Annotated in this window: 12 protein-coding genes; 11 read left to right on the top strand and 1 reads right to left on the bottom strand. The window is 66.1% G+C overall.

The features are described 5' to 3' along the window. Nucleotides 1-2 precede the first annotated feature (2 nt). From ACVIW0_RS32190 to ACVIW0_RS32205, 4 genes are all read left to right on the top strand, one after another. Nucleotides 3-470, top strand: a complete 468-nt coding sequence (locus ACVIW0_RS32190) for a molybdenum cofactor biosynthesis protein MoaE (protein ID WP_461356013.1) — start codon at nucleotides 3-5, stop codon at nucleotides 468-470. After that, nucleotides 470-1429 carry a 50S ribosomal protein L3 N(5)-glutamine methyltransferase gene (gene prmB / locus ACVIW0_RS32195; RefSeq protein WP_461356014.1) on the top strand — a complete coding sequence of 320 codons (960 nt, stop codon included), beginning with the start codon at nucleotides 470-472 and terminating at the stop codon, nucleotides 1427-1429. The genes ACVIW0_RS32190 and prmB overlap by 1 nt, the downstream gene beginning before the upstream one ends. A gap of 154 nt (nucleotides 1430-1583) precedes the next feature. After that, complete coding sequence (locus ACVIW0_RS32200) at nucleotides 1584-2996, top strand: EAL domain-containing protein (protein WP_461356015.1); 1413 nt, start codon at nucleotides 1584-1586, stop codon at nucleotides 2994-2996. Between the two features lie 15 nt (nucleotides 2997-3011). Continuing rightward, complete coding sequence (locus ACVIW0_RS32205; RefSeq protein WP_461356016.1) at nucleotides 3012-3866, top strand: TIGR01459 family HAD-type hydrolase; 855 nt, start codon at nucleotides 3012-3014, stop codon at nucleotides 3864-3866. Between the two features lie 513 nt (nucleotides 3867-4379). Here the strand turns inward: ACVIW0_RS32205 and ACVIW0_RS32210 are convergent. Next, complete coding sequence (locus ACVIW0_RS32210) at nucleotides 4380-4775, bottom strand: response regulator (RefSeq protein ID WP_050402761.1); 396 nt, start codon at nucleotides 4773-4775, stop codon at nucleotides 4380-4382. 214 nt (nucleotides 4776-4989) lie between these two features. Between ACVIW0_RS32210 and ACVIW0_RS32215 the strand changes: the two genes are divergently transcribed. The 7 genes from ACVIW0_RS32215 (at nucleotide 4990) to ACVIW0_RS32245 (ending at nucleotide 14360) form a co-directional block, all read left to right on the top strand. Next, nucleotides 4990-5973, top strand: a complete 984-nt coding sequence (locus ACVIW0_RS32215; protein WP_461356017.1) for a bifunctional riboflavin kinase/FAD synthetase — start codon at nucleotides 4990-4992, stop codon at nucleotides 5971-5973. A 17-nt stretch (nucleotides 5974-5990) separates the two neighbouring features. Then, on the top strand, nucleotides 5991-6527 hold the full coding sequence (locus tag ACVIW0_RS32220) for a sugar O-acetyltransferase (RefSeq protein ID WP_461357488.1): 537 nt from the start codon (nucleotides 5991-5993) through the stop codon (nucleotides 6525-6527). A gap of 418 nt (nucleotides 6528-6945) precedes the next feature. After that, entirely contained in the window at nucleotides 6946-9945 is a 3000-nt protein-coding gene (gene ileS, locus ACVIW0_RS32225; protein ID WP_461356018.1) for an isoleucine--tRNA ligase, read from the top strand. 179 nt (nucleotides 9946-10124) lie between these two features. After that, nucleotides 10125-10622, top strand: a complete 498-nt coding sequence (gene lspA, locus ACVIW0_RS32230; RefSeq protein ID WP_461356019.1) for a signal peptidase II — start codon at nucleotides 10125-10127, stop codon at nucleotides 10620-10622. Nucleotides 10623-10722: 100 nt separating this feature from the next. After that, the gene (locus ACVIW0_RS32235; protein WP_461356020.1) at nucleotides 10723-11454 is read left to right on the top strand and encodes a hypothetical protein; all 732 of its coding nucleotides are present in this window, start codon (nucleotides 10723-10725) and stop codon (nucleotides 11452-11454) included. Nucleotides 11455-11607: 153 nt separating this feature from the next. Then, nucleotides 11608-12996 (top strand): M16 family metallopeptidase, encoded by a 1389-nt coding sequence (locus tag ACVIW0_RS32240; RefSeq protein ID WP_461356021.1) that lies wholly within the window; start codon nucleotides 11608-11610, stop codon nucleotides 12994-12996. After that, nucleotides 12993-14360 carry a M16 family metallopeptidase gene (locus ACVIW0_RS32245; RefSeq protein WP_461356022.1) on the top strand — a complete coding sequence of 456 codons (1368 nt, stop codon included), beginning with the start codon at nucleotides 12993-12995 and terminating at the stop codon, nucleotides 14358-14360. The genes ACVIW0_RS32240 and ACVIW0_RS32245 overlap by 4 nt, the downstream gene beginning before the upstream one ends. Nucleotides 14361-14544: the final 184 nt, after the last annotated feature.

Here is a 14544-nt window from a genome sequence, read left to right on the forward strand (position 1 = left end):
TCATGACTGTCGCCGCGACCATCCGTATCCAGCAAGCCGACTTCGACGTCGCACAGGAGATTGCTGCCTTGAGTAAGGGCCGCACCGATGTCGGCGCGGTGGTCAGCTTCAGCGGCATCTGCCGCGGCAGCGAACAGGGCGAGCCGATCGCGGCGCTGACGCTCGAGCATTATCCTGAAATGGCGGAAGCCGAGATCGCGCGCCACGCCGACGAGGCGCTGGCGCGCTGGCCGTTGCAGGGCCTCACCATCATCCATCGCTTCGGCCGCATCGCGCCGGGCGAGAACATCGTGCTGGTCGTGACCGCCTCGGCGCACCGGCAGGCGGCGTTCGAGGCCGCCGAGTTCCTGATGGACTATCTCAAGACCAACGCGCCGTTCTGGAAGCGCGAGGAAAGTGCGCGCGGCACCAGCTGGATCGAGGCGCGCGACCATGATGATGCGGCCGCCGCGCGCTGGACCAAATCCTGATGGCCAAGCGCAGCAAAGTGCCGGCGCGGCGCAGCCCGGCCGCGCCCAAGGTGCCGAAGGTCGGCGCCGGCGAGCTTCACACCCTGTTCGATTTCCTGCGCTACGCGGTGAGCCGTTTCAACGCCGCAAAACTCGTGTTCGCGCATGGCACCACCGATCCGGTCGCCGAAGCCGCGTTCCTGATCTGCGAGACGCTGCATCTGCATCCCGACCAGTTCGAGAATTTTGCGACCGCGCGCGTCACCGTCGCCGAAGGCAGGCAGATCCTCGACCTGATCGAGCGGCGGATCGCGACGCGGAAGCCGGCCGCCTATCTCGTCAACAAGGTCTATATGCGGGGCCTGCCGTTCTATGTCGACGAGCGCACCATCGTGCCGCGCTCGTTCATCGGCGAATTGCTGGACTCGCATTTCGGCGGCGACGCGGACGGCACCTCGCTGATCAGCGACCCCGCCGAGGTCGACAGCGTGGTCGACATCTGCACCGGCTCCGGCTGCCTTGCGATCCTGGCCGCCCGGCATTTTGCCAACGCCGCGGTCGATGCCGTGGATATCTCAAAGGATGCGCTTGATGTCGCCGCGCGCAACGTCGCCGACCACGGCCTCGACGACCGCCTGACGCTCTATCGCGGCGACCTCTTCAAGCCGCTCGGCGCCAAGCGCTACGACCTGATCATTTCGAACCCGCCCTATGTCGACGCCGAAGGCATGGCGGCGCTGCCGCGCGAGTGCCGCGCCGAGCCGAAGATCGCGTTCGACGGCGGCGCTGACGGGCTCGACATCGTCCGCCGCCTGCTCGATCAGGCCAAGCAACACCTCAGTCCACGGGGCGGGCTGCTCTGCGAGATCGGCCGCGGCCGCGACAATCTCGAGGCCGCCTACCCCAATTTGCCGCTGCTCTGGCTCGACACCGAGGACTCCGAGGGCGAGGTGTTCTGGATCGCCGCCGCCGACCTCTGACCGCCGGCGCCGGTGGTCGTGCGGAGCCCGACCCGAGCCGGGCGAAAATCGTGTGCAGTTCCAGCCGGTTCCGAAGATCCCAGGCCCGTCGAATCAACAATGGTGCTAAGGTTGCGCTCCGGGGACGTTCGGAGAGAGGGCGCGGGCGCGCGACATGATTCGCATTTCGACGATCTTCATCGCCATCTGCATGGTGCTGGTCGCAGCCTCGCTCGGCTTCGTGCTGTACTCGGTGGCGGGAATCAGCGGATCGGAATCGGCGATCGTGGCGCTCGCCGCCCTCACCTGCCTGATCCTCTACAACGCCGTCTCGATGCGGCTGCGCGACCGCAGCGATGTCGGCGGCCAGATCGCGGACCTGTCGCGCGGCACCGCCGACCTCGCCCGCCAGGTCGCCGAATTCGGCCGCCGGCTGGCCGCGGTTGAAGGTCGCGTCGCCTCGGCCAACTCCACCGGCGCCGACCGGATGCAGGGCATGGCCGGCGAGATCAGCGAGCTCGGCGGACTGGTGCGGCAGCTCGCGGCATCGGTCGCCCACCATGAGGACCTTCTGGCGGCGGCTCCGGCGGTGCAGCCCGTTGCCGCGCCGCGCGACGATCTGCTGCAACCGGTCGCGCCGGCCCCGACCGTGGTGTTTGCCTCCCCGCCGCCCCCCACGCCGGCACCGGCGATGTCGCGCACCCAGAGCCAGCTGGTCGGCGCGGTCAAGCAGGCCATCGACGCCAACCGCCTCGACATCTACCTGCAGCCGATGGTGACGCTGCCGCAGCGCAAGGTGCGCTATTACGAGGCGGTGACGAGGCTGCGCGACGAGCGCGACCAGGTGCTTGCCGCCGACGAATTCATCGAGGCCGCCGAGGCCGCCGGCCTGATCGGCCGCATCGATCACATGGTGATGCTCCGCTGCGTCCAGGTGCTGCGCCGCCTGATGATCCGCAGCAAGGATGTCGGCGTGTTCTGCAACGTCTCGGCGTCGACGCTCGCGAGCCCGGCGCAGTTCAGCCAATGCCTCGATTTCCTCGAGGCCAACCGCGCGCTGGCGCCGTCCTTCGTGCTCGAATTCAAGCAGGCGACCTTCCGCCATCTCGGCCCGGTCGAAAGCGAGAACCTCGCGGCGCTGGCGCAGCGCGGCTTCCGGTTCTCGATCGACCATGTCAGCGACCTCCGCCTCGAGCCGCGCGAGCTCGCCGACCGCGGCGTTCGCTTCATCAAGGTGCCGGCCGCGCTGCTGCTCGACGCCAACCGGAGCGCGACGTCGGATATCCATCCGTCCGACCTGTCCGACCTGCTCGGCCGCTACGGCATCGACCTGATCGCCGAACGGATCGAAGGCGAGCGTTCGGTGGTCGACTTGCTCGACTACGATGTCCGGTTCGGCCAGGGCTTCCTGTTCGCGCCGCCGCGGCCGTTGCGGCCGGAAGGGGCATCTGCTACCGCCGAGGCCCCGCAGGCCAACCCCCAGGACCTTAATGGCGCCAACACGTCCGCACCCGTCTCCAATCCCGCAGCGCCGCCGCGCGCAACCGGCAGCGCCGCGCTGGCGCGCCGCGCGCTCGGCCCGAACTAACCGGCAGTTCGCATCATGAGTTCACTGCGTTTCGTGGAGCGGCTGCGCGACCTCACGGGCGACGTCGACGTCGTGCTGTCTGACATCTGGGGCGTCGTGCACAACGGGCTCGAATCCTTTCCCGAGGCCTGCGAGGCCCTGTACACCTTCCGCAAGCAGGGCGGCACCGTCATCCTGATCACCAACGCGCCGCGGCCGGCCGATTCCGTGCAGCGGCAGCTGCGCAAGCTCGGCGTCGCGGACGAGACCTACGATGCGATCGTCTCCTCAGGCGACCTGACGCGGCATTTCGTGGCTGACCATCCCGGCCAAAAGATCTTCTGGATCGGTCCGGAGCGCGACAGCTCGATCCATCGCGGCCTCGACGCCACCATGGTGCCGCTGGAGCAGGCCGACTACATCATCTGCACCGGCCTGTTCGACGACGAGACCGAATCCGCCGAGGATTATCGCGACACGCTGCTCAAGGCGCTGGCGCGCAAGCTGACGCTGGTCTGCGCCAATCCGGATATCGTGGTCGAGCGCGGCGACCGGCTGATCTACTGCGCCGGCGCGGTCGCCGAACTCTATCGCGAGCTCGGCGGCGAGGTGATCTTCTACGGCAAGCCGCACCGGCCGATCTACGAGCGCGCCATGGCGCTGGCCACCGAGCACCGCGGCCATCCGATCGAACTCGGCCGCGTGCTGGCGATCGGCGATTCCGTGCGCACCGACCTCACCGGCGCCCACAATTTCGGCATCGATCTCCTGTTCGTCACCCGCGGCATCCATTCCGAACAGTTCGAGGGCATCGAGCAGCTCGATGCCGCCTCGATCAAGGAATTGTTCGGCCATCCGCCGCGCGCGCTGATGCGCGAGCTGAAGTGGTAACGGCGAACTCTCTGCGCTCCCTCTCCCCGTTCTCCACGGGGTCGAGACGAGCGAAGCTCGCTCTGAGAGGGTTGGGGTGAGGGGCTGCTTCCGCGAGTAACGAACGCGGTTAGACCTGCCCCCCTCACCCGGATTGCATCTGCGATGCAATCCGACCTCTTCCCGCAAGCGGGGCGAGGTGAAGGGGCACGCCACCAAAACTCGAGGAACAACCCCATGCAAAGGAGCCCGTGGCCGGGAAGTTCCACCGGGCGCCTTGACACGTCGGGCAACTCAGGGCTATTCTTCTAATATTCCGAAATCGTGCGAGTGCCATCGAGTGTCATCACCCGCGCATGCGGGTGATCCAGTATTCCAGAGGCGATCGTGCTTGAGCCGACGGGCTGCGGCGTACTGGATCGCCCGGTTGAACCGGGCGATGACAGGTGAGGATGAGGACACAGCTAGCCAGTGCGAAGCCGCGCTTCGCCCGGCATGATTCGAATTTCGGTCGATGCGACGATGAACGGCGTCCTACGCCGTCGCCATGTCGGGGAAGACCGCCTCGATCTTGGTCTTCAGCGTGGCGGCGTTGAACGGCTTGACGATGTAGTTGTTCACGCCGGCCTTCTTGGCCGCGATCACGTTCTCGGTCTTGGATTCCGCCGTGATCATGATGAAGGGCGTGGTCGCGAGATTGGGATCGGCGCGGACTTCCTTGAGCAGGTCGTAGCCGGTCATCGGCTCCATGTTCCAATCGGAAATCACCAGGCCGTACTTCTTGCTGCGCATCTTGTTGAGCGCCGCGGAGCCGTCGGAGGCGTCGTCGATGTTCTCGAATCCAAGCTGCTTGAGAAGATTCCGGATGATGCGGATCATGGTGCTGTAATCATCAACCACCAGAACCGGCATGGACAAATCAACCGCCATCTTTTCCCCCAAAACCACTGACGCAACTTGGCTTCTGCACGAACGCAGCTTTCCGCCAACGACTAACAGCAGGCGTTAAACAGCGCGTTAACCGGCTGAATCCGGATTGTTACGGATTTGACGCGATTTTCGTTAGCCTTGACTTCCACGCCGCCGCCGCGTCACGGTCCGCCGCGCACCAATCATGCTTAAGAATCCTTGAAGAACACCTGACATGAGCACCGGCTTTACCGTTATCCGCGACACCACGCCCGAAAGCGCCATTCCGAAGGGTGCCGTGGTCGCGATGGGAAATTTCGATGGCGTCCATCTCGGTCACCGCGCCGTGATCGGCGCGGCGCTGGCGATGGGCAGAGCGCGCGGCGTGCCCGCGCTCGCGGTCACCTTCGAGCCGCATCCGCGCAGCTTCTTCAGCCCGAACACCCCGCAATTCCGTCTCACGGATGAGACCAACAAGCTGCGTCTGCTCGCGGCCACCGGGCTCGCCGGCGCCGTGGTCATGACCTTCGACAAGGCGCGCGCCGGGACCTCGGCGCAGGATTTCATTCACCATGACCTGATCGGCCGGCTCGGCATCAGCGGCATTGCCGTCGGCTACGACTTCCATTTCGGCAAGGGCCGTGTCGGCTCGCCGAGCCTGCTGGTCAGCGAAGCGCCGCGGCTCGGCATCGAGGTCGACGTGCAGGCCCATGTCGACATCGAGGAGCGCCCGGTCTCCTCCAGCGCCATCCGCATGGCGCTCGCCGAAGGACAGGTCACCGATGCCACCACGATGCTGGGCGGACCGTGGTTCGTCACCGGCAAGGTGATCCATGGCGAGAAGCGCGGCCGCGACCTCGGCTATCCCACAGCCAACATCCGCCTCGACAAGCATTGCGGCCTGAAGCACGGCATCTATGCGGTGCGGGTCGGCAAGGCGCAGGGTAACGACAAGGCGCGGTTCGACGGCGTCGCAAGCTTCGGGCGCCGCCCGACCTTCGACAATGGCGCGCCGCTGCTCGAAGTGTTCCTGTTCGACTTCAAGGGCGATCTCTACGACACGGTCCTTGATGTCGCATTCATCGGTTTCATTCGCGAGGAGCTGAAATTCGACACCATCGAGGCGTTGATACGCCAGATGGATGACGACAGCGCCAAGGCGCGCGCGCTGCTGGCCGCCGCGCCGGACGCGTTCCCGCAGCTCGGAGCGATTGGTTGAAGACAGAGAAAGAGAAAATGCTGGCGGGCGAACTGTATCGCCCGGATGCGGAGCTCGCCGCCGACCATAGCGCGGCGGAACGCTGGATGGCCCGCTACAATGCGTCGGGCGCATGTTCGGCGGCCGAGCTGCACGCACTGCTCTCGGAGCGCTTCGCCGCGGTCGGCAGGGACGCCGTGATCCGCCCGCCGTTCTTCTGCGACTACGGCACGAATATCAGCCTCGGCGACGGCGTGTTCCTCAACTTCAACTGCGTGATCCTCGACGTCGTCGCGGTCGCGATCGGCGATCGCACCCAGATCGGGCCCGCGGTGCAGATCTATACCGCCGACCACCCGCGCGATGCCGAAACCCGGCGCGCGGGCCTCGAATTCGGCCGCCCGATCCGGATCGGCAGCGACGTCTGGATCGGCGGCGGTGCCATCATCCTGCCCGGCGTCACGATCGGCGACGGCGCCCTGGTCGGGGCCGGCAGCGTGGTGACCCGGGACGTCGCCCCCGGCGCGATCGTCGCCGGAAATCCGGCCCGGCGGCGCGCCGATAGATCACAATGAGTTTGGGATGAATCTGCCTGCCACAAGCTCGTTTCACCTCTCCCAGCCGGGGAGAGGTCGGCGCGTAGCGCCGGGTGAGGGCTCTCGTTCTCTCGATAGACCGTCAACCCTCACCCGATTTGCCGCGCAAATCGACCTCTCCCAAGGGAGAGGTGCACCGAACCCGCGGTGAAACCGATTCAATCTGGCTTCATCCCGCTCTTGGACGGTCCCGCGGAAAGGGCAGCCGGGCCACCGGGGGCTTTGCGATTTCCCCGCTCGGCTGCTATGGAAACCCCATGTTTTCGCGGCGCATCATACCGATTAGCGGCCCGGCTTCCGCCTGAGCCTGAAGGCTCGGCGCAAGACCGGGACTTTCGCCGTTTTCACCCGCGATTGATCGCGTATCCGCGCCCGCACCTGCCAAATCAGAGCTTTCATGTCCGACAAGCCGCAAAAGACCGACGCCAACGACTATTCCAAGACCCTTTACCTGCCGCAGACGGAATTCCCGATGCGCGCCGGCCTGCCCCAGCGCGAGCCGGAAATCCTGAAATACTGGAACGACATCGGCCTCTACGACAGGCTGCGCCGGGAAGCCGAGGGCCGCGCCAAATTCGTGCTGCATGACGGCCCGCCCTACGCCAATGGCAACATCCATATCGGGCACGCGCTGAACAAGATCCTCAAGGACGTCGTGACCAAGAGCCAGCAGATGCTCGGCTTCGATTCCAACTACGTGCCGGGCTGGGACTGCCACGGCCTGCCGATCGAATGGAAGATCGAGGAGGAGAACTACCGCTCCAAGGGCAAGCAGAAGCCCGACTTCCGCGATTCCGCCGCGATGGTCGCGTTCCGCAGGGAATGCCGCGCCTATGCGACGCACTGGATCAATGTGCAGCGCGAGGAGTTCAAGCGGCTCGGCATCATCGGCGACTGGGCCCATCCCTACCTGACGATGAGCTATCCGGCCGAGGCGCAGATCGCCCGCGAACTGATGAAGTTCGCCGCCAACGGCACGCTGTATCGCGGCTCCAAGCCGGTGATGTGGAGCGTGGTCGAGAAGACCGCGCTCGCCGAAGCCGAGGTCGAATACGAGGACTACACCTCCGACATGGTGTGGGTGAAATTCCCGGTCACCTCGCCGGCGCATGGCGCGCTCGCCAATGCCTCGGTCGTGATCTGGACCACCACGCCGTGGACGCTGCCCGGCAACCGCGCGATCTCGTTCTCGCCGAAGATCGCCTACGGCCTCTACAAGGTGACGGACGCGCCGGCGGACAATTGGGCCAAGACCGGCGATCTCCTGATCCTCGCCGATGCGCTCGCCGCGGAGGTGTTCAAGCAGGCGCGCGTCACCTCCTACGAGAAGGTGCGCGATATTCCGGGCGACACGCTGGACGCGGTGGAATGCGCCCATCCGTTGAAGGGCTTTGGCGGCGGCTACGAATTCACCGTGCCGCTGCTGTCTGGCGAGCACGTCACCGACGACACCGGCACCGGCTTCGTGCACACCGCGCCGAGCCACGGCCGCGAGGACTTCGACGTCTGGACGGCCAACACCCGCGAGCTCGATGCGCGCGGCATCCCGACCGCGATCCCCTATACGGTCGACGAGAACGGCGCCTACACCGCACAGGCGCCGGGCTTCACGGGCAAGCGCGTGCTCAACGACAAGGGCGAGAAGGGCGACGCCAACGAGGCCGTGATCAAGGCGCTGGTCGAGGCCGGCAAGCTCTTGGCGCGCGGCCGTCTCAAGCACCAATATCCGCATTCCTGGCGCTCCAAGAAGCCGGTCATCTTCCGCAACACGCCGCAATGGTTCATTGCGATGGATAAACCCATCGCGGAAAACGGCCATGCCAGGAAGGGCGACACGCTGCGCGCCCGCGCGCTGCACGCGATCTCGGTCACGCAATGGGTGCCGCCGGCCGGCGAGAACCGCATCAACGGCATGATCGCCAACCGGCCGGACTGGGTGATCTCGCGGCAGCGCGCCTGGGGCGTGCCGATCGCCGTGTTCGTGCGCGAGAATGCCGACGGCTCGGCCGAGATCCTGCAGGACGAGGTCGTCAACCAGCGCATCAGCGAAGCGTTCATGGAGGAAGGCGCCGACGCCTGGTACATGGATGGCGCCCGCGAGCGCTTCCTCGGCAGCCGCGCATCGGAGAACTGGAAGAAGGTCGACGACATCTGCGACGTCTGGTTCGATTCCGGCTCCACGCACGCCTTCGTGCTGGAGGACCGCCAGCACTTCCCGACGCTCGGCAACATCGTCCGCAAGATCGATGGCGGCGACGACACCGTGATGTATCTGGAAGGAAGTGACCAGCATCGCGGCTGGTTCCACTCGTCGCTGCTGGAAAGCGCCGGCACCCGCGGCCGCGCGCCGTATGACATCGTGCTGACCCACGGCTTCACGCTCGACGAGAACGGCCGCAAGATGTCGAAATCGCTCGGCAACACGGTCGAGCCGCAGAAGGTGATCAAGGATTCCGGCGCGGATATCCTGCGCCTGTGGGTCTGCGCCACCGACTATGCCGACGACCAGCGCATCGGTCCGGAGATCCTGAAGAACACCATCGAGACCTACCGCAAGCTGCGCAATTCGATCCGCTGGATGCTCGGCACGCTGCATCATTTCAAGCCGAGCGAGAAGGTCGGCTCTGCCGAGATGCCCGAGCTCGAGCGGCTGATGCTGCACGAACTGGCCGGCCATGCCGAGACCATCCGTCAGGCCTACGCCGCGTTCGACTACAAGACCGTGGTCGCAAGCCTCGCCGCCTTCATGAACTCCGAGCTGTCGGCGTTCTACTTCGATATCCGCAAGGACACGCTGTATTGCGACCCGCCGTCCTCGGTGGCGCGCAAGGCGGCGCTGACCACGATCGACCTCTTGTGCGACGCGATCCTGAAATGGCTGGCGCCGATCCTGAGCTTCACGTCAGACGAAGCCTGGCGGATGTACCGGCCGAACGCCGAGCCTTCGATCCATCTCACGCTGTTCCCCGAGGGTCTCGAGCAATTCCGCGACGACGCCCTCGCCGCGAAATGGGAGACCATCCGCAACGTCCGCCGCGTCGTCACCGGCGCGCTCGAGCTCGAACGCGCCGCCAAGCGGATCGGCTCCTCGCTCGAGGCCTCGCCGGTGATCTACGTCGCCGACCGGGCGATGCTGGCCACGCTGTTCGACATCGACCTCGCCGAGGTCTGCATCACCTCGAACTACGAGGTGCGCGAGGGCGAGGCCCCGGCCGGCGCCTTCCGCCTCGATGCGGTGCCCGGCGTCGCGGTCGTGGTCGAGAAGGCGGTCGGCACCAAATGCGCGCGATCGTGGAAGATCCTCCCCACGGTCGGCGAGGACCCCGAATATCCCGACGTCTCGCCGCGCGACGCGCAAGCGCTGCGCGAATGGAAGGCGCTGGGGGTTACGGCCTAGCCGTCGTCCCGGCCTAGTGCGCAATTGCGCACGGGGCCGGGACCCATAACCACCGCTGTCTCAAATGGACTGAGGTTGATGACCCCGAGTCATTCAAACAATACCCGACACGGCGTATGGGTCCCGGCTCCGTGCGCAACGGCGCACTCGGCCGGGACGACACCTTTGGTTGGGCTCCGATGACCCCTCCGGTTCGCGCCGGCGCGCTGGCGGCGGTCATGACCTTGATCGCCGACCAGGCCTCCAAGTTCTGGCTGCTCCATGTCCTCGATATCGGGCGTCACGCCCCGGTGCGGGTGACGCCGTTCTTCGACCTGGTGCTGGCCTGGAATCCCGGCATCAGCTTTGGCTGGTTCCAGAGCGAGACCCCAACCGCCCAGATCCTGCTGATGGTGATCAAGGCCGCCGCCGTGATCGCGCTGGCGATCTGGATGGCGCGGTCGCGCACCTGGCTTGCGACAGTTTCGCTCGGCCTGATCATCGGCGGCGCCATCGGCAACGGCATCGACCGCTTCGCCTATGGCGCGGTGGTCGATTTTGCCCTGTTTCATGTCGAGATCGCCGGAAAAACCTTTAATTGGTACATCTTCAACCTCGCCGACGTAGCGATCGTTGCCGGTGTGACAGCCCTATTGTATGATTCCGTGATGGGGACCCCCGCCGTAAAAGCGCCCTGATCCCGGCCGATACGAGCCGATCGGCGGTTGACCTGCACCCAGCGGAACTGCGCGCTAAGCCAGTGATCGCCTTGGCGAATTTTGAGATGGGAAGAGCGCGATGCGCAACACCAAAACCCGCGGTTACCTGATCGAGACGTCCCGCCTGCCGCTGATGCGCGGCCTGCGCCTGGCGTTCGTTGCGGCCGGGATCGGCCTGGTCATGACGGCAGGCCCGGTGCGCGCCGGCGATGATGACGATGACGGCGATGACGGACTGACCTTCGAAGAGCGGATCGTCGACAATCTGATGACCGGGCTCGGCGCCAAGAGCGCGGCCAGCAAGGGCATCGACTACCGCGAGCGCTCGCCGCTGGTGGTGCCCCCGAAGCTCGATTTGCCGCCGCCCGCCTCGACCGCCCAGGTCAACGCGCCGAACTGGCCGAAGGACCCCGATATCGCCGCGCGCAAGGCTGCGATTGCCGCGCGCAAGAAGGAAGTCAAGAAGGAGCCGTGGCAGTCGGCGGTGGCGTTGACGCCGGCCGAGATCGAGGCCGGCCGCAAGCAGCAGACGGCGACCGAAGGCCGCAAGGAGCCGCTCGAGCCCGGCGCCAACACCAATCCGTCGCTGATGCCGAACCAGCTCGGCTACACCGGCGGCCTGCTCGGCATGTTCAAGGGCAACAGCAGCGAGTCCAAGCCGTTCAAGGGCGAGCCGACCCGCGAATCCCTGACCGAACCGCCGCCCGGCTATCAGACACCGTCGTCGGGCTTCGCCTATGGCACCGGACCGATGCTGCCGAAGTCGCAGGAAGGCCAATACGACGTCATGACCGGAAAGCCGCTCCAGTGATGGCGTGGCCCGCCTCGGCGGAGCCTGACATGAGCAAAGCTTAATGCGAAGGGACGCGGCTTTCTCCGCTTCGTGACAGCGGGCACGGGCACGACCGTGTACGATGGCTTGCTTTCGCCCCGGCCGTGTGACCGGGCTTTCACAAGGATCATGATGCGCTCTCGCCGATCGATTGCCCTGTTCGCCGCCGCATTTGTTTCAACCATCCCGCTGTCGGGTGCCAGCCTCCGCGCCCAGACCACCGTCACCTCGGAACGTCCCGCCAGCTTTACGCTCGACAACGGCCTGCAGGTCGTGGTGATCCCCGATCACCGCACGCCTGTCGTGACGCAGATGATCTGGTACAAGGTCGGCTCCGCCGACGAGACGCCGGGCAAGTCGGGGCTGGCGCATTTCCTCGAGCATCTGATGTTCAAGGGCACGTCGAAGCACCCGGCCGGCGAGTTCTCGCAGACCGTGCTGCGCGTCGGCGGCAACGAGAACGCCTTCACCTCCGTCGACTACACCGGCTACTTCCAGCGCGTGCCGCGCGAGCAGCTGCCGACCATGATGGAGTTCGAGGCCGACCGCATGACCGGCCTGATCCTCAAGGACGAGAATGTGCTGCCCGAGCGCGACGTCGTGCTCGAAGAATACAACATGCGGGTTGCCAACAACCCGGATGCGCGGCTCACCGAGCAGATCATGGCCGCGCTCTATCTCAACCATCCCTACGGCCGGCCGGTGATCGGCTGGCACCAGGAAATCGAGAAGCTCGACCGCGAGGATGCGCTCGCCTTCTACCGGCGCTTCTATGCGCCGAACAACGCGATCCTGGTCATCGCCGGCGACGTCGACGTCAAGGATATCCGCCCGCTGGTCGAGAAGAATTTCGGCCCGATCCCGGCGCAGAAAGCGATTGCCGAGAAGCGCGTCCGGCCGCAGGAGCCGACACCGGCCGCGCCGCGCACCGTAACGCTGTCGGATCCGCGCGTCGAGCAGCCGGGCCTGCGCCGCTATTACCTGGTGCCGTCGGCGACGACGGCGGCGTCGGGCGAGAGCCAGGCGCTCGATGTGCTCGCACAGTTGATGGGCGGCGGCGCCAATTCCTACCTCTATCGCGCGCTGGTGATCGACAAGGGCCTCGCGATCTCGACCGGCGCCGGCTACCAGGGCACCGCGGTCGATCCGTCGCAATTCTCGATCTCGGTGACGCCGAAGCCCGGCGTCGAGTTCGCCCAGATCGAGGACGCGGTCGACAAGGTGATCGCCGACCTGGCGCAGAACCCCCCACGCGCCGAGGATCTCGAACGGGTCAAGACCCAGCTCATTGCGGAAGCGATCTATGCCCAGGACAACCAGGCGACGCTGGCGCGCTGGTATGGCGGCGCGCTGACCACCGGGCTCAGCATCGACGACATCAGGAACTGGCCGGACCGGATTCGCGCCGTCACCGCCGATCAGGTGCGCGCTGCTGCCGCCACCTGGCTCGACAAGAAGCGGTCGGTGACCGGCTATCTGATCAAGGATACTGCGCCGAAACGCGAGGAGAAGCGCTCGTGACCTATTCAATCACCCGCCGTGCGGCGCTGATCGGCGGCGCCAGCGCCGCGCTGCTGGCGCTGACATCGGCACCGTCGCAGGCCGCGGCCAAGATCCAGCGGCTGGTGTCGCCCGGCGGCGTCGAGGCGTGGTTCGTGCAGGACGCGACCGTGCCGCTGATCGCGATGGAGTATTCCTTCAGCGGCGGCGCCAGCCAGGATCCGGCCGGCAAGTCCGGCGTCGGCAATCTGGTCGCCGACCTGCTCGACGAGGGCTCCGGCGATCTCGATTCCAAGACCTATCATGAGCGGCTCGAGCGCCGCGCCATCGAGCTCAGCTTCCAGTCGAACCGCGATCAATTCCGCGGCTCGCTGCGCATGCTCAAGGACAACAAGGACGAAGCCTACGACCTGCTGCGGATGGCGCTGACCTCGCCGCACTTCGAGCCAAAGGACGTCGAGCGGATCCGCGCCCAGGTGATCTCGAACCTGCGCCGCGAATCGACCAATCCGTCCTCGCTGGCCGGCCGCAAGTTCCTCGAGCTCGCCTTCGGCGATCATCCGTATGCTCGGGCGGCCACCGGCACGCTCGAGAGCGTGCCGACCATCGGGATATCGGACCTGAAGGACTATACCAGCCGCATCATCGCCAGGGACACGCTGCGCGTCGCCGTGGTCGGCGACGTCGATCCCGATACGCTCGGCAAGCTGTTGGACAAGACCTTCGGCAGCCTGCCGGCGAAGGCCGAATTGACGCCGGTTGCCGCCGTGGTGGCGACCAAGCCGCCGCAGCGCGCCTTTGTCCCGCTCGACGTGCCGCAGACCGTCGTCACCTTCGGCGGCCCCGGCATCGCCAGGCACGACCCGGACTTCATGGCGGCCTATGTGGTGAACCACATTCTCGGCGGCGGCGGGCTGTCGTCGCGGCTCTACAAGGAAGTCCGCGAGAAGCGCGGGCTGGCCTATTCGGTCTATGAAACGCTGGTCTGGATGGACCACTCCGCGCTGTTCATCGGCAACACCGGCACCCGCGCCGACCGCGCCGGCGAGACCGTCGATGCGATCGATGCGGAGGTTCGCCGGATCGCGGAGCAAGGCCCGACGCAGCAGGAGCTCGACGAGGCGAAGTCGTATCTGAAGGGTTCGCAGATGCTGGCGCTCGACACCTCCTCGAAGCTGGCGCAGGCGATGCTGCAGTACCAGCTCGACAAGTTGCCGATCGACTACATCGAGAAGCGCAGCGCCATCGTCGATGCGGTGACGCTCGACGACGTCAAGCGGGTCTCCAGGAAGCTCTGGGGCGATGGCTTGCTCACCGTGATCGTCGGCCGCGCCCCGCAAGCCGCCGCGCAACCTGTGTCGGCGCCGCCGAAGGCAGCCAACTAACGCGCTCTCGGCGCGCCACTTCTTCACACCACCGTTGTGGCCACCCCTCTCCCCAACCCTTCCCCGCAAGGGGGGAGGGTTGGGGAGAGGGGTAAGCCGCACACTTCGACCGCTAACGTAACCATCCCTGCATCCACGCACCCCAAGCACGCCCAGCACAAACCCGCTATCCTGCGGCCTGCCG

The sequence above is a fragment of the Bradyrhizobium sp. USDA 4454 genome (assembly GCF_054822705.1).